The organism is Flavobacterium sp. 28YEA47A (assembly GCF_041262125.1).
Classification (GTDB): Bacteria; Bacteroidota; Bacteroidia; order Flavobacteriales; family Flavobacteriaceae; genus Flavobacterium.
The window spans coordinates 1-16,955 of record NZ_JBGCCI010000001.1; the positions used below are offsets into that span (position 1 = coordinate 1).

The window sequence follows — 16,955 nt, forward strand, 5'->3', positions numbered from 1 at the left end:
GTGCGCAGATCTCTTCGATCCGCCTTGCTCTCTAATTCTTTAATTTGCTGTCAATCCAATATGTCTATGAACGTGTTCTTCTGTATGTTTCCGCCTCTCTCGAAGCGGCTGCAAAGGTAACACTCTTTTCGAATCCTGCAAGCTTTTTTTGAAAAAAAATTTTCTTCTTTTTAAAAGCCCGTTACCGTTTTTTGCGGACGGCAAAGATATGACCCTTTTCCGTTTCCCACAAGCTTTTCCGAAAAATTTTTTTCCCCTAAGCTGGTATGCATTTTCTATATGAACGTCGCCCTGATTGCGGGTGCAAAAGTAAAAACCTTTTTTGATTCCTGCAAATTTATTTTTGGAAATTTTTATCCCCTTCCTAAATCCGCTTACTGTCAGTATTTACCTATGAACTTCGCCTTTATTGCGGGTGCAAAAGTAGCACCTTTTTCCGCTTTCGCAAACTTTATCCTAACTTTTTTTAAACTTTTTCGCAACACTCTGGTAAACAGAACTCTGCAAAATCGCTTTTTTGATCCCTTTGCAAGCACAAAGCATAAACCCTCAAAAAATAAAGGAAGTGAATTGTAAAGCGTGCTATTTCTCCTAGAAAACCAAGTAAATTTATCTACCTATATATAGGTATACAGACAAAATCAGGGTGAATTCAACCAAGGAGCAATAAAAAAGGCCGCTTTAAACAGCTGCCCTCTTCTATTTTGGATGTAAAAATCTTATTATGTTTTAGACTTCGCTACTTTCTCATTCCATGATTTGGCTAATTCCTGATAATTAATACTGATACCTGGGTTTTGTTTTGGGAGCCTACCTTCTTCAAAAGCTCTAACCAATATAGTTTCAATTAGAAAATCCTCTGGTACATTATAAGGATTGTATTGTGTTTTTAAATTTATGCTAAAAACACGGGCGGTCTTATTGGCCCAAAAAGCTTTCCATCCGCTTTTTTGCTCCTTAATAAGATCAAAAGTTGTCGAACCTGTTTGCCTATGGATAAGCTTTACCAAAATTTGCCCGTCTCTTCTTGACAATTTCTTGAGTTGTCCTTCAAATTCATCTTCAAGATATTTCTCTACAATCTTAAAGTACTTCTTCTTTTCTTTCTCAGTCTTTAATTTGGCCATCCCCTTTTCCAGCGCAACCAATCTGTCGGCTGCTGCTTTTGCAAAAGGATACACCCTTTGCACTCTTCTTTGCAAAATCAGGAAGTTCTTTTTGCTTTCTTCATCAATCTCTCCTTTTAATATAAGTACTTCATCAAGCTGTACAACTTTAATTGTATCAGGCTCGTTTAAGTACTCATCATTTTTATCAACCTGCGCATGCAACGCATTTGATAAAAGAAACAGGAAAAAGAAATAGTTTATAGCTTTCATTAAGTTTGATTTGTTGTGTAAAATTATATAATATATGGATAACTGTAATTTCAAATTTATAATTTAGCAAAAAATAATAATATGGCATCAAAATCTATACTTAAGAAGTCTTCACTTGACTTTCTGGAAAACTACCTTAATAATGCATCGCCTACCGGATATGAATCCAGCGGTCAAAAAATTTGGATGGACTATCTAAAACCATACGTTGATACTTTTATTACGGATACCTATGGAACAGCTGTTGGAATCATCAATCCTGAAGCAGACTATAAGGTCGTTATCGAAGGGCATGCTGATGAAATTTCATGGTATGTTAATTATATTACTGATAACGGTTTAATTTATGTAATTCGGAATGGTGGTTCTGATCACATGATCGCTCCTTCAAAACGCGTCAATATTCATACCAAAAAAGGAATTGTGAAAGGTGTTTTTGGCTGGCCGGCAATCCATACCCGAAATCGCGGGAAAGAAGAAGGCGCAAGAATCGACAATATTTTCATTGACTGTGGCTGCGAAACAAAAGAAGAGGTTGAAAAACTTGGCGTTCATGTTGGCTGTGTTATTACCTATCCTGATGATTTCATGGTATTGAATGAAAACAAATTTGTTTGCCGAGCCATTGACAATCGAATTGGCGGCTTTATGATTGCTGAAGTAGCACGACTGCTTCATGAAAACAAAAAGAAACTTCCTTTCGGATTGTATATTACTAATTCTGTCCAGGAAGAAGTAGGTTTGCGTGGCGCAGAAATGATTACCAAAACAATCAGACCTAATGTTGCTATTGTTACTGACGTTTGCCATGATTCGACAACACCAATGATTGATAAAAAAATTGAAGGTGACACTCAAATAGGAAAAGGGCCCGTTGTGACTTATGCTCCAGCTGTTCAAAACAATCTTAGAGAATTAATTCTGGATACGGCTGAAGAAAAGAAAATCCCATTCCAAAGATTAGCTTCTTCAAGAGTTACCGGAACTGATACGGATGCTTTTGCATACAGTAATGGCGGTGTTGCTTCAGCATTAATTTCCTTGCCACTTCGTTATATGCATACCACTGTAGAAATGGTTCACCGCGATGACGTAGAAAATGTAATAAAACTTATTTATGAATCTTTGCTTAAAATTAAAAACGAAGAAACGTTTACCTACTTCGGTAAATAATACCTTATATATTACATGAAACAAAAAGTCCCGTTATTGATGAGATAACGGGACTTTATTTTGATTGATGATTTCTTATGCTTTTTTATGAGCTTTTATAACTTCAGCAGCTTCTGTAGCATTAGACAGTTCAGCATGTTTTAATGCTGTAAATCCTTTTTCATCTTTTGTGTTTACTTTCGCTCCACTTTCCAAAAGTAGTTTCACAATTTCTACCTTATTGTAACGTGCTGCAAACATTAATGGAGTCATTCCGTTTGAAGTAGCGTTGATATCTGTACCGAACTCTATCATTCTTTTTACAGTTTCAACATCACCTTTAGCGATAGCCAGACATAAAGGGCTTACGTTTTTAGCTTTTACAACAGTGTTTTCTGTTAGGGAATTAGTGTTAGCTGCGATAGCAACATTTCCAAATGCAAGTAATGCAATTCCTAAATAAACGATTGATTTTTTCATGATGATTGTGTTTTAAATTATTTTTTGATTTGATTGTTAAATAGTAGACGACCAATTTTTTCTTTTGTTACAGTATTTTCTCATTCTAACATAACTTTAACATATCACGGCTTATATCAAATTGTTTTTCACACTACAAAGAACAAAAAAACCACGCAAAGCGTGGTTATCAGAGAATTATGATTTTGTTAGATTATTTATTCAAAAAATCGAGTACATTTTTTTCGATACGTTCATCAATATTGGATATATCGGCTTTAAAAAATTTCTCTCCTAAAATATTTTCATAAAGTTCAATATATCTTTCTGAAACCGATTCAACGTATTCGTCTGTCATTTCCGGAATCTGCTGTCCTTCCTTGCCTTGAAATCCGTTTGCGATAAGCCATTGCCTTACGAATTCTTTCGATAGTTGTTTTTGTGATTCGCCTCTCCCCTGTCTTTCTTCGTAGCCTTCTTTATAAAAATATCTTGAAGAATCCGGTGTATTGATTTCATCAATCAGTACAATTTTTCCTTCCTTCGTTTTTCCAAACTCATATTTTGTATCAACCAGAATCAAACCTCTATCGGCTGCTATCTGTGTACCTATATTATAAAGGACCTTTGTATAATTTTCTAATACTTCATAATCTTCCTGTGATACAATCCCATTTTCTAAAATTGCTTCTCTGGAAATATCCTCATCGTGCTCTCCATTATCAGCTTTGGTTGTTGGTGTGATAATAGGTTCCGGGAATTTATCATTTTCTTTCATACCATCAGGCATTGCAACTCCGCAGATTTCTCTTTTGCCTGCTGCATATTCTCTCGCAGCATGACCAGACAAGTAACCACGAATAACCATTTCAACTTTAAACGGTTCACAAAGATGGCCTATTGCTACGTTTGGATCTGGTGATGCAATCAACCAGTTTGGTACAAGATGTGAGGTCATTTCCATAAATCGGGTTGCGATCTGGTTTAAGATTTGTCCTTTGTATGGAATTCCTTTTGGCAATACTACGTCAAAAGCCGAAAGTCTGTCGGTAGCAATCATTATCAAAAGCTCGTCATTAATATTATATACTTCACGTACTTTTCCTCTGTAGACTGATTTTTGCCCCGGGAAATTAAAACTGGTAGCAGTTATGGTATTGTTCATTTTTTGTGGTTGTTGTGTTGTTTGTAAAGATGCAAAAGTAATTCGTTTGGCAGAGATACACAAAAGAAAAGGCTCGAAATAATACCTGTGATTGGTACTTTCGAGCCATACTTTTTTTATTGTCTTTTTTTAAAACTACCAGCCTAGTTTTTTACAATTTTGTAGGTCTTGGTTGTAGCTTCTGTATTTATCTTCACTAAATAGGTACCCGGTGCAAGGCCTGAAACATCAACTTGTTCTTTATCTAATTTGCTTTGTTTAACAACTTCTTGCCCCAGCATATTATAAATAGCAATATTGGAATCTTCTTTTAGACCTGATATGTTTAGCATATCGGCAACAGGGTTAGGAAATAGTTTTATTTTTTCCTCAGACAAGTCTCCAACTCCTAATGCTGGAGGCGTTACCGTAAAATTAGCCACGTCAAAATTTAAAACTTTAGGATCTGCCCAAATTCCGACACCAAAATAAATGGTCTGGTTGGCTGCAAGATTGGACACTGTAACCGATAAGGTTCCTGTAGGAGTATTGAATGATCCTGAGTAGGCTCCTGACAGGCATCCTGAAATCACAGTTCCATTACAATCTGAAAAAGCCATCAATCCCATATATCTGGTTTTGATTAAAATTTCAAAATAGGCTGTTTCTCCTGCAACCGGGCCAGATGTGTATTTAAATAAATAATCATCGCCTTGAGAGATAAATACGTCATCAAAACAAGTGGTATTAAAATTTAGCGTACTGCTATAACCTCCAGTACCCTGGCAATCGGGTGCCGAAGTCACCCAATTTCCGGGACTTCCATTTCCAAGACCCGGCGTCACAATATTAGATTGTGTAAATCCATTCGTTATGGGAACCGCATTTGCGCAGGAGTACTGCGCATAAGAAGCCAGCGCTCCCAGAAAAAACATAAAAAGTAATAAAGTAATTTTTTTCATAATATGAGGGTTTAAATATTATGAATCAAATGTAACAAATTATGCTTTACCATAATAAAAAACAAAAAAGCAATACACTTATTTGCGTATTGCTTTTATTTTTTGTTAAAATACCACAATTATATATTAGTCGTGGTTCTCTATCTTTTTATAAGCATCAATTACTTTCTTAACTAATCTGTGGCGAACAATATCTTTATCATCAAGATAAATAATACCGATTCCGTCTACATCTTTTAAAATCAATAAGGCTTCTTTTAATCCGGAAATTGTCCTTCTTGGCAAATCAACCTGACCAGGATCGCCCGTAATCATGAATTTGGCATTTTTCCCCATACGTGTCAGGAACATTTTCATTTGAGAATGTGTCGTATTCTGAGCTTCATCGAGAATGACGAATGCATTGTCGAGCGTACGCCCACGCATGAACGCCAAAGGTGCAATTTGTATGATTCCTTTTGTGATATAGTCTTCCAGTTTTTCGTTTGGCAGCATATCGCGAAGCGCATCATACAAAGGCTGCATATACGGATCCAGTTTTTCTTTCATATCACCCGGAAGGAATCCCAGATTTTCACCAGCTTCTACTGCCGGACGTGTAAGGATAATCCTTTTGACCTGTTTCTCTTTTAATGCTTTTACAGCCATTGCCACACCCGTATAGGTTTTTCCTGTTCCGGCAGGGCCTACGGCAAAAACCATATCATTTTTGTTTACGTTATCAACAAGCAGCTGCTGATTTGGTGTCATTGCCTTGATAATCTTTCCGCCAACGCCGTGTACAAGAATTTTATCATGGTCGCCCATTCTTTCAATCTGTTGGACGCCACCTTCGATAACTCTTTCAATAACATTATCATCAATATTGTTATATCGTGAGAAATGGAGCATCAGACGCTGGAAGCGATTTTCGAACTCGTCTAAAACTTCTTTTTCTCCAAAAGCTTTAATTGTAGTTCCTCTGGCAACAATTTTTAATTTAGGGTAGTATTTCCTAATAGTTTCAAGATGAGAGTCTTGAGCGCCCCAAAAATCTTTTGGAGCAATATCTACTAATTCGATGGTTCTTTCGTTCAAAAGCTATAGTATTAAATTAAAAATTATCTGGCTATTTTGTTAGCTTTGCATATCTCAAATTTAATAAAAATTTAGGCGCACTGGCGTTAATGTTATAAACAATTTTATGTCAATAATTACCCTCACGACCGATTTTGGATACAAAGACCACTTTGTCGGTTCTTTAAAGGGTAAAATTTATTCTGAATATCCTGAAGCCAGGATTGTGGACATCTCACATGAAATTGACTTGTTTAATGTTTCTGAGGCCAGTTATATGATTGGCTCTTCCTATCCGAGCTTTCCAAAAGGTACTGTACATATTATAGGTGTAGATTCTGAACTGCATCCCGAAACGCAGCATATTGCAATGCTGTGGAACGACCAGTACTTTATCTGTGCTGACAATGGTATACTGAGCCTTCTGATACAAAAAATAATTCCACAGAAAATTGTTTCGATCAATATACACGACCGACTGGGCATCAATGCTACGGCTATGGACGTTTTTGTAACCGTAGCCTGCCATCTTTCAAGAGGCGGATTGCTAAATGTTATTGGGAAAGAGATTACTAAAATAAAAGAAGTCACAGAACTACAAGCTGTGGTCAGTCAAGATAACAGTTCGATAAAAGGCTATGCTATCTATATTGATCATTTTGGCAATGTGGTCACCAATATTTCCAAGCAGCTTTTTACGAAAGTTGGAAAAGGAAGAAAATACGAAGTCAGCTTTAAGAATTATAAGTTACGAACTATTCTACCGAATTATTCTTCGATTGTTAATTTTGAACAGAATTCAATCAAGTTTTACGAAGGAAAAGAATTGGCTATTTTTAATGAGGCAGGGTTTTTGGAAATTGCGATATACCGCAGCAACCCTAATTCTGTGGGTGGCGCTTCGAGTTTATTGGGTTTAAAGTACCGTGATTTTGTCAGTATTAATTTTATTTAGCTTTATGCAGCAGGCAATAGGCCTTACGCGATAGACAAATCAGAAATCACAAATCATAAATCTAAAATCACCTATTATATATACTATGTTTGTACGAATTGTAAAATTGTCTTTCCACGAAGAAAACATTCCTGCTTTTTTAGAAAATTTCGAATTAATGAAGGAAAAAATACGAAATGCTCCCGGAAATCGTTTTCTAGAATTATACCAGGACAAAAACAACAAGAGTATTTTTTTTACCTATAGTTATTGGGAAACCGAAGAAGATTTAGAAAACTATAGGAAATCGGCACTTTTTGATAACATCTGGACGTTTACCAAAAAATTATTTAATGACAAGCCTGAGGCCTGGAGTGTGGATAAGCTGGCATCGCTTGAATGATTTGGGATCTATGATTTATGATTTAAAATTTTAGATTTTAGATCTTTATTTGGATTTTAGAATTTTGGAGTTATGATTTTAGATTTTAGATTTTTGGTGTAACTTGCCCCGTTATCAAAGATTCAGAAATCAGAAATCAGAAATCAGAAATCAGAAATCAGAAATCAGAAATCAGAAATCAGAAATCAGAAATCAGAAATCAACTATCCACTAAACACTATCAACTATAAACTATTAGATGAAATCAATTTTACTACGAGAAATCAAATCCTTTTTCGGTTCGCCGATTGGTTATTTGGTAATTGCTATCTTTTTGCTGCTCAACGGACTTTTCCTTTGGGTTTTTGAAGGCGATTTTAATATCCCAAATTCCGGATTTGCTGATTTGAGTCCGTTTTTCACATTAGCTCCCTGGATTTTGATTTTTCTTATTCCGGCAGTAACGATGCGAAGTTTTTCGGATGAGAAAAAACAAGGAACGATTGAATTGCTTTTTACAAAACCATTGGGTATCTGGGAAATCATTAACGGTAAGTTTTTTGGAGCTTTCCTATTGATTGTAATAGCTATCATTCCTACCCTTATATATGTAATGGTTATTTCCAATCTTGGAAATCCTGAAGGAAATTTAGATTTTGGAAGTACATTAGGTTCATATTTTGGATTGCTGTTCCTGATTGCATCCTATACTGCTATCGGAATTTTTACTTCGACGCTTTCTGAAAACCAAATTGTCGCATTTATCTTATCCGTGCTTTTGTGCTTTGTGTTTTACTTTGGTTTTGACGGTATTTCAACCTATGCAGAAGGATTCGACCTTATCGTTTCATCGTTTGGTATGGACTATCATTTCAAAAGCATGAGCCGTGGTGTTTTGGATACGCGAGACATTCTTTATTTTATAAGTATTACGGTATTGTTTTTATCTCTTACAGCTTTTAATCTTAAATCTTTAAAATCCTAATGAAAGCCACTAAGAAAAAAAGCCTGAAGCAGCTCGGCATCATTATCCTTGTCCTGATTGCAGTAAATATTGCCGGAAATTTCTTTTTTAAGCGTTTCGACCTTACGAAAGATAAACGTTATACCTTGTCGAAGAGTACGCTTGACATGATCAAAAAGGTCGACAAGCCACTTTATATTGATGTATTTCTTGATGGACAGTTTCCACCTGAATTCAAACGTCTCGAAGGAGAAACCAGACAGATGCTTGAGGAATTCAGGGCTTATAACTCCAACATCATTTTTAATTTTACGGACCCATTAGCTGATGACTCTAAGGCTGAGCAATTTGTATCGGAATTGGCAGGGCTTGGGTTTACACCTACTAATATTCAAAGCAATAAAAACGGAAAAAAATCCATGATACAGGTTTTTCCGTGGGCTATTGCAAATTATGGTACCAAATCGGTTCGTGTTCCTTTATTGGTTAATAATTTTGGAAACAACGCCGATGAAAATATCAGCAAGTCTGTTCAATTGCTTGAATTTGCATTTGCTGATGCGCTTACAAAACTGGCCGTTACTGAAAAGAAAAAGATTGCCGTATTGAAAGGGAACGGTGAACTTAATGACAAATATCTGGCTGATTTTGTTCTTAATTTAAAAGAATATTACATGATTGGAGAGTTCAATCTGGATTCGCTTTCCAATGATCCGAACAAAGTCATGCAGAATCTGGCTCATTTTGACGCGGCAATCATTGCTAAGCCTACTGAAGCTTTTAGCGATTCTGAAAAGTATATTCTTGACCAATATGTCATGAATGGCGGTAAAACGCTTTGGCTTATCGATAAGGTAGTTGCCGACATTGACAATCTTCAGAATGAATCGCAGTCAACTATGGCTTTTCCAAGAGAACTGAATCTTGATGATATGTTCTTTAAATATGGTATCCGTATCAATTATAATCTTGTAGAGGATTTACTGTCGACACCAATTACGGCGCGTTCTGAAAAAGGTGACTTCCCTATCGACTGGCTGTATTCACCAATCGTAAAATCGGGAGAAAACCATCCGATTAATAAAAATGTTAATCTGGTTAAGTTGGAGTTTGCCAATCAGATCGATACTCTGAAAAACAATATCAAAAAAACAATACTTCTTAAAAGTTCGCCTCAATCTAAAGTTGTGGGAACTCCAGTAGAAATTAGCCTGCACCAATTTATGGACCAGCTGAATGAAGCTGAATATACCAAAGGAAATCAAACCTTAGGCGTATTGTTAGAAGGAAAATTTACCTCTGCTTTTAAAAACCGTGTCAAGCCTTTTAAAGCAAATCAGGCAACTGACGAAGGAAAAGACAACAAGATGATTGTGATTGCTGATGGTGATATTATCAATTATATGTATGTCAATAAAAAGCCTTTGCAGAACGGAATCGATCAATGGACACAGCAGGTATATGGCAATAAAGATTTCCTGATGAATTCTATGAACTACTTGCTAGACGATACAGGACTTATCAACATTAGAGGTAAAAATGTAGAGCTTCCATTGTTGAATGAGAAAAAAGTTTCTGAGAATTATACCTATACCCAATTCCTAACTGTTGGATTACCAATCCTCATTCTCGCTATTTTCGGATTGGTGTTTACCTATCTTAGAAAGCGGGCTTATAGCAAATAATGTTAATAAATTGGTTTTGTTTTAGAATTAGTTTAAGATATATTTGTGCAATGTAAAATATTTGTAGTTTTACAATCCTTATTAAATAAAAGACGAAAATGAAGTTTATAGTATCGAGTTCCTACTTATTAAAACAACTGCAGGTTTTAGGAAGCGTTATCAATAGCAGCAATACTTTGCCAATTCTGGATAATTTCCTTTTTGAATTGGATAACAAACAATTGACCGTTTCTGCATCCGATTTGGAAACCACAATGTCTGCTACTTTAGAAATTGATTCTACAAGTACCGGAAGCGTTGCTGTTCCTGCAAAACTGCTTTTGGAAATCTTAAAGACTTTCCCGGAGCAACCGCTTACTTTTACTGTAGAGGAAAACAGTACTATTGAAATCAGTTCTAATTCTGGTAAATATGCATTGGCATACGCACCAGGCGAAGAATTCCCGAAATCTGTAAATCTTGATGATCCGTCTTCAACTATAGTTCCTGCCGGAGTTTTGGCTACTGCTGTAAGCAAAACTATTTTTGCTGCTGGAAACGACGATTTGCGTCCGGTAATGTCTGGAGTATTTTTCCAATTCTCACCGGAAGGACTTACGTTCGTAGCTACTGATGCTCACAAACTGGTAAAATATGCCAGAACAGACGTAAAAGCATCTCAGGTAGCTGATTTTATCATGCCAAAGAAACCTTTGACTATTTTAAAGAATATACTAGGAACTTCTGAGGCTGAAGTTAAGATTGAATACAACGACTCAAACGCTACGTTTTCTTTTGACAACTACGTTTTGACCTGCCGATTGATTGACGGGAAATATCCGAATTATGAGGCCGTAATTCCAAAAGAAAATCCAAACAAGCTAATGATTGACCGTTCGCAATTCCAAAGTTCGGTTCGTCGTGTTGCTATTTTCTCAAATAAGACAACTCACCAGATCCGTTTAAAAATTGCCGGAGCTGAATTGAATATTTCTGCTGAAGATATTGATTACTCAAACAAGGCAGAAGAACGTTTGACATGCGATTATCAAGGAGATGATATGCAGATTGGATTTAACTCTCGTTTCTTAACTGAAATGTTGACCAATCTTCAATCAGACGAAATCATGCTGGAAATGTCATTACCAAACAGAGCAGGTATTCTGACTCCTGTTGACGGACTTGAAGATGGTGAGACAGTTACGATGCTTGTTATGCCCGTAATGCTTAATAATTAAAACTTTTTCCATGCGCTCTATCATCAAAATATTTCCTTTCCTGGCTGTATTTCTGTTACTGTCTTGTTCAAACGACGATGGTAGAAAACTGGGCGAAAATGGTTTTACTTTTAATGGCGCATTTCACGTATTGAATAACTCTTTTGTTACGGATGAGAATATCGTGGATGAAACTCCAAGTCCGATTTCTATCGTGCTTTCCAATGTAAATCTGAACGATTCTACTGCAGTATCAAACATCAGCAGGGTTTATTTTGATTTCAACGGTGTAAATCTGGAAGCCGGAACTATAACCGATATTTCTAATTATTCTATACAAACCGGTGGTGCTTATGTGAAGAATACAGATAATGAGAATTATACGTATGTTGATGGTACCTTTTTACTAAAAAGTTCAGAAGCGGGACTTACTGCTACTGAAAAAACAGTTACGATTAATTCTGTAACGGAAAACAAAATCGACCTGACTTTCCTATTTACCCGAGCAGACGGGCAAACATTCAGCGGAAAGTATAACGGATTATTTACTGACTTGAGCAGTACTGAATAAGCTATAACCAACCCTTTATACCAAAATGCCGTAGTCTCTTTGAGCTACGGCTTTTTTTATAGTTGATAGTTGGTAATGGTTAGTTGATAATGGTTAGTCGATAGTTGTAAGTGGCTAATATGAAGTTTTTGCACTAAATAAAAAAATTACAAAAGTTTACTTTCAATGACTTACTCTCTTACATACAAAATACATAAACTTAGCACCTTAGAGCCTCAGTACCTTAGTACCTCTATAGTTGATAGTGGTAAATGATTAATGTGGAATTTTGCATCAAATAAATTCGCTTTCAATGACTTACTCTCTTACATACAAAATACATAAACTTAGCACCTCAGAACCTTAGTACCTTAGCAACTTTATTTATTACTAATCCGAATCAATTTCTTATTCACAAACTCTTCAATTCCCAATTCCGAAAGTTCCCGTCCATAACCGGATCGTTTCGTTCCGCCGAAAGGCAGATCCGGACGTGATGCCACATGTTCGTTTATAAAAATCATTCCTGTTTCGATCTGGCTCGCTACTTCGACGGCTCTTTCAATATTTTCGCTGAAAACAGAACCGCCCAGACCAAACGTAGAATCATTTGCAAGGGCTATTGCCTCTTTTTCGTCTTTTACTTTATAGAATGAGGCTACAGGTCCAAAAATCTCTTCATGATAGGCAACCATTCCAGGTTTGATATCTGTTAGTATAGTCGGTTCATAAAAGGCACCTTCTCTAATGATTCTTTTGCCTCCTAATACAATTTTCGCTCCTGACTTTACGGTATCATTTACTTGTTTTTCGATTTTTTGTGCAGCATCTTCGCTACTTAACGGGCCAACTTCTGTATCTCTTTCCATCGGATCGCCTACTTTTAGTCCGGTGATTTTTTCTTTGAATTTTTCAAGAAATTCATCTGCAATTTTACCAACAGCTATAATCCTTTTTGAGGAAGTACAGGCTTGTCCCATATTACCGAAGCGTCCTTTTACAGCACTTTTAACCGCTTTTTCTATATCGGCATCTTCCAGGATGATAAACGGGTCGCTACCGCCCAATTCCAAAACTGATTTTTTCAAATTTTTTCCGGCAGCTTCTGCTAAACTCGCTCCCGCCTTTTCACTTCCGGTAAGAGACAGTCCTACAATTCTTGGGTCTTCTGCCAACTTAGCAATTCTTGAACTGGACAGGAATAAATTTGTATAAATTCCTTCATCCGCTCCTGCTTCCTTAAAAATTTCTTCGATAGCAGCGGCACATTGAGGTACGTTTGAGGCATGCTTAACCATGATTACATTGCCCGCCATAATATTTGGCGCGGCAACTCTTGCTACCTGATTATATGGATAATTCCAAGGTTCAACAGCAAGTATAATTCCTATTGGTGTGTAACGGACAAAGGCTTTTCCGTCTTTTATTTCAATAGGTTTGTCTTCTAAAAAATCGGCGGCATTTTTCGCATAATATTCATAAACCGAAGCACACATTTCGACTTCGGCTTCGCTTTGGGCAATCAGTTTTCCCATTTCAAGCGTAATCAATTTTGCCAATTCTTCTTTTCTTTTTCTGTAGAGAGAAGCAACCTTCATCAGAAGTTCCGCCCGTTGTTTTATGGCAACGCTTTTCCATTTCTGATAGGTCATATCCGCCTGAGCAATTTTCTTCTCCACCGTTTCTATGGAAAACTCTTCAAAGGATTTGATTTCTTTATTGTTATAGGGATTAATTGTCTTAATAGCCATTTTTAAAATATTTTAGGAGTATAGAGTCTGTTCTTTAGAAGCCGTTTTCGTGAAGCGCCAACATCGGGATATCAATCTTATAAGAGATTTTTTGGGTAAGACTGGATGTAAAAAGATCTTCCCAGAATCCTCTTTTTTCTGTGAGCATGGTCAACAGGTCAATATGCTGGTTATTGATAAAGTCTTGAATCGTTTCCTTAACATCGTCATGAGGAACAACAAAAAACTGAACCGGCCATGCACTGCATCTTTCTTCCCATGCTTTTATATCTTCGTCAGAAAGTGACGTAAATGATTTTTTGACGTACAGGCTTTTTATCGTAGCGTCAAATTTCAATGCAATTTCGACCAGACGCTCTAAGGCTTCAAAATCCTTTTCTCTATACAGATTAGTAAAAGCAATCGTTTTGATTTTTTTGTACTTGGCTTCTATGGGAATACTTAATACAGGAGCAGTAAGTGAAGTAATCGCCTCGCCGGCCTGCGAACCAAAAATTGAATCAAACCAACCTGAAACGCCGCTTGTTCCCATTACTACCAAACTGATATTGTGTTCGTGCACTACATCTTGCATAGCATACGTCAGGTCACCTGATTTGAGCAGATGCGATATCTGGATATGTCCCATTCCGTTATTCGCAGCAATTTCTTTTAAATGCGGAATATAATCTTTGAAATGCGACATCTGCTGTATTTCTAGCGTGTCGTACATTTCTTTAAAATTAATCGGGATTTCAGCTCCATCGATAATTGGCATATCAAAAGTGTGAAGCAGTATAATTTCTGCTTCCAGTGAATCTGCCATTTTTAGCGCATATAAAAAAGCGTTGTCTGCAATTTCGGAAAAGTCGGTTGGAAAAAGGATTCGTTTCATTTTTCAGTTGTTTTGTACATATAAAGTTACAAAAAAGTACAGCCTAAAGAAAATCCCAGAAGCAAGTTTGCTTTTATTTAACATACAACTTGCCTTTTTGCTCATAGCAACTTTACTCCTATCTTTGCACAAAATATATATTATGGTTTCACAAGATACTATCGTTGCCTTAGCTACTCCATCTGGAGCTGGAGCGATTGCAATTATCAGGGTTTCAGGAAAAGATGCCTTGACGATTGCTGCATCCGTGTTTGAGTCGGTTTCAGGAAAAGATCTCCTAAAACAGAAGACACATACCATCCATTTGGGACATATTGTCGATGGCACGAAAGTATACGACCAGGTATTGCTTTCAATTTTTAAAGGTCCGAATTCTTATACAGGTGAAAATGTGGTGGAGATCTCCTGTCATGGTTCCACATACATTCAACAGCAGATTATCCAATTATTGCTTCGCAAAGGATGCAAAATGGCGGAACCGGGCGAATTTACACTTAGGGCTTTTATCAATGGCAAACTGGATCTTTCACAGGCTGAAGCCGTAGCCGATTTGATTGCTTCGGAAAATGAGGCTTCACACCAGATTGCCATGCAGCAAATGAGAGGCGGCTTTTCGAATGAAATTGCCAAACTCCGTGAAGAGCTGCTGAATTTTGCTTCTCTTATCGAACTCGAATTGGATTTTGCCGAAGAAGATGTCGAATTTGCTGATAGGACACAGTTTTATGATTTGCTGGAACGTATCGAGTTTGTATTAAAAAGGCTGATTGATTCGTTTGCTGTGGGTAATGTTATCAAAAACGGAATTCCAGTCGCTATTGTGGGCGAACCGAACGTAGGGAAATCTACGCTTCTGAATGCTTTATTGAATGAAGAACGTGCTATCGTTTCAGAAATTGCCGGAACAACACGCGATACGATTGAAGATGAACTAGTCATTAACGGTATCAGCTTCCGATTTATTGATACTGCTGGAATTCGTGAGACTAAAGATGTAGTAGAAAGCATCGGTATCAAAAAGACTTTTGAAAAAATAGAGCAAGCTCAGGTTATTGTTTATCTTTTGGACAGCTCGGGGATTTTAGATATAAGATCTGAGATTTCTGATAAGCTGCAAAATGTGAAGGTTGAAGTGGAAAAAATAAGAAATCAGTTTCCGTTAAAACCTTTGGTTATTATTGGGAACAAGGCTGATACGCTTAGTGAATCTCAAATCCAAAATCTCAAATCAGAAATTCCTGAAATACTTTTAATTTCTGCTAAAGAAAACACCAATATCGAAGCCTTAAAAGAACAACTTTTATCTTTTGTTAATACGGGTGCTTTGCGAAATAATGAAACCATTGTGACTAATACAAGGCATTATGATTCGTTATTAAAAGCATTGGAAGAAATACAGAAAGTAAAATTTGGGCTTCAATCTAATATTTCAAGTGATTTGATGGCTATTGATATTCGACAGGCTTTGTATTACTTTGGAGAGATTACAGGGCAAGTCACGAACGATGAATTGTTGGGGAATATTTTTGCGAATTTTTGTATCGGGAAGTAGGAAGTATAAACAACATAAAGCACAAAACAAAACCAGTTAAAAGCTCATAAAATAGCGATTTAACTGGTTTTTTATTTTATAGATAGCTTAAAAACAACTCCTATTTAATCAACATTTTAATCATTCCATTAATCAAACGTAAAAAAAATCATACATCTGAGAATCCTATTTTTTTATTGATTATCTTTATTGGTATCGAAGGACTTTGAATACTAATTCCTGGTTAGTAGTAATCTAAACTGAAAAGTATGCTTTCAACTTTATCTCGAAAAATGCTAATGTGCCTTACAGGGCTTTTCCTGAGCTTCTTTCTCCTGATTCATTTTCTAGGAAACCTCCAACTGTTTTTACCACAGGAACAGGCACATCTTCAATTCAATGCGTATTCCCATTTTCTATCAGGAAACATCCTTATTAAATTAGTTTCGTACATTTTGTATGCAAGTATTCTCCTCCATGCAATCGAAGGATTGATTATTACCTTAAAAAACAAAAAGGCAGGTGGAAACTACCAAAAGGAAAATCGAGGAAGGGCGAGCAAATGGTACTCAAGAAATATGGGAGTTTTAGGAACACTGATTTTAATTTTCCTTGTCATCCATTTCCAGAATTTCTGGTATGTCTATAAATTTGGAAATCCGCCTTTGGATGCCAATGGAAATAAAGATTTATATATTATAGTAGTGACTGTTTTTCAGCAATGGTGGTATGTCCTTATTTATGCCGTCTCGATGATTGCTTTATGTTATCATTTGATTCACGGAATTCACAGTGCTGTCAGGACTTTGGGATTGTACCATCCGAAGTTTGTAAGATGGTTCCAACGAGTTGGTATAGCCTATTCTGTTATCATCAGTATAGGATTTGCATTGATGCCTATTTACATATTTTTCACTTACCGCTAAATTGAAATAG

The 16,955-nt window shown here is 36.4% G+C and carries 17 protein-coding genes; 10 read left to right on the forward strand and 7 right to left on the reverse strand.

The genetic code is table 11. The annotated features are described in order from the left end of the window. Window positions 1-279: 279 nt before the first annotated feature. A complete protein-coding gene (locus ABH942_RS00005) occupies window positions 280-576 on the forward strand; it encodes a hypothetical protein (protein ID WP_370028740.1) in 297 nt (98 codons plus the stop codon). Window positions 577-722: 146 nt separating this feature from the next. Here ABH942_RS00005 and ABH942_RS00010 read toward each other — a convergent pair whose 3' ends face one another. After that, window positions 723-1,379: a DUF4294 domain-containing protein gene (locus ABH942_RS00010; protein WP_370028742.1), complete on the reverse strand. Its 657-nt coding sequence runs from the start codon at window positions 1,377-1,379 to the stop codon at window positions 723-725. An 81-nt stretch (window positions 1,380-1,460) separates the two neighbouring features. Here ABH942_RS00010 and ABH942_RS00015 point away from each other — a divergent pair, with 81 nt between their 5' ends. Beyond that, window positions 1,461-2,552, forward strand: coding sequence for a M42 family metallopeptidase (locus ABH942_RS00015; protein ID WP_370028744.1), 1,092 nt, complete (start codon window positions 1,461-1,463; stop codon window positions 2,550-2,552). Between the two features lie 75 nt (window positions 2,553-2,627). Here ABH942_RS00015 and ABH942_RS00020 read toward each other — a convergent pair whose 3' ends face one another. The 4 genes from ABH942_RS00020 to ABH942_RS00035 all read right to left on the reverse strand — a co-directional run bounded on the left by ABH942_RS00020 (window position 2,628) and on the right by ABH942_RS00035 (window position 6,173). Next, a complete protein-coding gene (locus ABH942_RS00020; RefSeq protein WP_370028746.1) occupies window positions 2,628-3,011 on the reverse strand; it encodes an ankyrin repeat domain-containing protein in 384 nt (127 codons plus the stop codon). Between the two features lie 193 nt (window positions 3,012-3,204). Continuing rightward, complete coding sequence (locus ABH942_RS00025; RefSeq protein WP_370028748.1) at window positions 3,205-4,155, reverse strand: phosphoribosylaminoimidazolesuccinocarboxamide synthase; 951 nt, start codon at window positions 4,153-4,155, stop codon at window positions 3,205-3,207. 143 nt (window positions 4,156-4,298) lie between these two features. Beyond that, window positions 4,299-5,096: a T9SS type A sorting domain-containing protein gene (locus ABH942_RS00030; RefSeq protein WP_370028750.1), complete on the reverse strand. Its 798-nt coding sequence runs from the start codon at window positions 5,094-5,096 to the stop codon at window positions 4,299-4,301. Between the two features lie 126 nt (window positions 5,097-5,222). Next, window positions 5,223-6,173: a PhoH family protein gene (locus tag ABH942_RS00035; protein WP_140001492.1), complete on the reverse strand. Its 951-nt coding sequence runs from the start codon at window positions 6,171-6,173 to the stop codon at window positions 5,223-5,225. Between the two features lie 106 nt (window positions 6,174-6,279). On the opposite strand from ABH942_RS00035, the gene ABH942_RS00040 reads away from it, so the two are divergent. From ABH942_RS00040 to ABH942_RS00065, 6 genes are all read left to right on the forward strand, one after another. Beyond that, on the forward strand, window positions 6,280-7,107 hold the full coding sequence (locus ABH942_RS00040) for an S-adenosyl-l-methionine hydroxide adenosyltransferase family protein (protein WP_370028753.1): 828 nt from the start codon (window positions 6,280-6,282) through the stop codon (window positions 7,105-7,107). A gap of 85 nt (window positions 7,108-7,192) precedes the next feature. Continuing rightward, window positions 7,193-7,489: a putative quinol monooxygenase gene (locus ABH942_RS00045; RefSeq protein WP_370028755.1), complete on the forward strand. Its 297-nt coding sequence runs from the start codon at window positions 7,193-7,195 to the stop codon at window positions 7,487-7,489. A gap of 238 nt (window positions 7,490-7,727) precedes the next feature. After that, complete coding sequence (gene gldF, locus ABH942_RS00050; RefSeq protein WP_370028757.1) at window positions 7,728-8,453, forward strand: gliding motility-associated ABC transporter permease subunit GldF; 726 nt, start codon at window positions 7,728-7,730, stop codon at window positions 8,451-8,453. Next, window positions 8,453-10,117, forward strand: a complete 1,665-nt coding sequence (gldG, locus tag ABH942_RS00055; protein WP_370028759.1) for a gliding motility-associated ABC transporter substrate-binding protein GldG — start codon at window positions 8,453-8,455, stop codon at window positions 10,115-10,117. Before gldF ends, gldG begins: the two co-directional genes overlap by 1 nt. A 98-nt stretch (window positions 10,118-10,215) precedes the next feature. Beyond that, a complete protein-coding gene (gene dnaN / locus ABH942_RS00060; protein WP_140001486.1) occupies window positions 10,216-11,334 on the forward strand; it encodes a DNA polymerase III subunit beta in 1,119 nt (372 codons plus the stop codon). Between the two features lie 10 nt (window positions 11,335-11,344). Continuing rightward, window positions 11,345-11,884: a hypothetical protein gene (locus ABH942_RS00065; RefSeq protein ID WP_370028762.1), complete on the forward strand. Its 540-nt coding sequence runs from the start codon at window positions 11,345-11,347 to the stop codon at window positions 11,882-11,884. A gap of 359 nt (window positions 11,885-12,243) precedes the next feature. Here the strand turns inward: ABH942_RS00065 and ABH942_RS00070 are convergent, their stop codons facing one another. Then, window positions 12,244-13,614: an NAD-dependent succinate-semialdehyde dehydrogenase gene (locus ABH942_RS00070; protein WP_370028764.1), complete on the reverse strand. Its 1,371-nt coding sequence runs from the start codon at window positions 13,612-13,614 to the stop codon at window positions 12,244-12,246. Between the two features lie 34 nt (window positions 13,615-13,648). Beyond that, complete coding sequence (locus ABH942_RS00075; protein ID WP_370028766.1) at window positions 13,649-14,488, reverse strand: universal stress protein; 840 nt, start codon at window positions 14,486-14,488, stop codon at window positions 13,649-13,651. Window positions 14,489-14,630: 142 nt separating this feature from the next. Between ABH942_RS00075 and mnmE the strand changes: the two genes are divergently transcribed. Further along, window positions 14,631-16,040: a tRNA uridine-5-carboxymethylaminomethyl(34) synthesis GTPase MnmE gene (mnmE, locus tag ABH942_RS00080; RefSeq protein ID WP_370028768.1), complete on the forward strand. Its 1,410-nt coding sequence runs from the start codon at window positions 14,631-14,633 to the stop codon at window positions 16,038-16,040. A gap of 248 nt (window positions 16,041-16,288) precedes the next feature. Then, window positions 16,289-16,945, forward strand: a complete 657-nt coding sequence (locus ABH942_RS00085; RefSeq protein ID WP_370028770.1) for a succinate dehydrogenase cytochrome b subunit — start codon at window positions 16,289-16,291, stop codon at window positions 16,943-16,945. Window positions 16,946-16,955: the final 10 nt, after the last annotated feature.

Bases quoted from the DNA above. Each gene is read 5' to 3' on its own strand.
- dnaN (WP_140001486.1), top strand. From the start codon at position 10,216: ATGAAGTTTATAGTATCGAGTTCCTACTTATTAAAACAACTGCAGGTT.
- ABH942_RS00065 (WP_370028762.1), top strand. From the start codon at position 11,345: ATGCGCTCTATCATCAAAATATTTCCTTTCCTGGCTGTATTTCTGTTA.
- ABH942_RS00030 (WP_370028750.1), bottom strand. From the start codon at position 5,096: ATGAAAAAAATTACTTTATTACTTTTTATGTTTTTTCTGGGAGCGCTG.
- gldF (WP_370028757.1), top strand. From the start codon at position 7,728: ATGAAATCAATTTTACTACGAGAAATCAAATCCTTTTTCGGTTCGCCG.
- ABH942_RS00025 (WP_370028748.1), bottom strand. From the start codon at position 4,155: ATGAACAATACCATAACTGCTACCAGTTTTAATTTCCCGGGGCAAAAA.
- mnmE (WP_370028768.1), top strand. From the start codon at position 14,631: ATGGTTTCACAAGATACTATCGTTGCCTTAGCTACTCCATCTGGAGCT.
- ABH942_RS00005 (WP_370028740.1), top strand. From the start codon at position 280: ATGAACGTCGCCCTGATTGCGGGTGCAAAAGTAAAAACCTTTTTTGAT.
- ABH942_RS00010 (WP_370028742.1), bottom strand. From the start codon at position 1,379: ATGAAAGCTATAAACTATTTCTTTTTCCTGTTTCTTTTATCAAATGCG.
- ABH942_RS00045 (WP_370028755.1), top strand. From the start codon at position 7,193: ATGTTTGTACGAATTGTAAAATTGTCTTTCCACGAAGAAAACATTCCT.
- ABH942_RS00075 (WP_370028766.1), bottom strand. From the start codon at position 14,488: ATGAAACGAATCCTTTTTCCAACCGACTTTTCCGAAATTGCAGACAAC.
- ABH942_RS00020 (WP_370028746.1), bottom strand. From the start codon at position 3,011: ATGAAAAAATCAATCGTTTATTTAGGAATTGCATTACTTGCATTTGGA.
- ABH942_RS00085 (WP_370028770.1), top strand. From the start codon at position 16,289: ATGCTTTCAACTTTATCTCGAAAAATGCTAATGTGCCTTACAGGGCTT.
- ABH942_RS00070 (WP_370028764.1), bottom strand. From the start codon at position 13,614: ATGGCTATTAAGACAATTAATCCCTATAACAATAAAGAAATCAAATCC.
- gldG (WP_370028759.1), top strand. From the start codon at position 8,453: ATGAAAGCCACTAAGAAAAAAAGCCTGAAGCAGCTCGGCATCATTATC.
- ABH942_RS00015 (WP_370028744.1), top strand. From the start codon at position 1,461: ATGGCATCAAAATCTATACTTAAGAAGTCTTCACTTGACTTTCTGGAA.
- ABH942_RS00040 (WP_370028753.1), top strand. From the start codon at position 6,280: ATGTCAATAATTACCCTCACGACCGATTTTGGATACAAAGACCACTTT.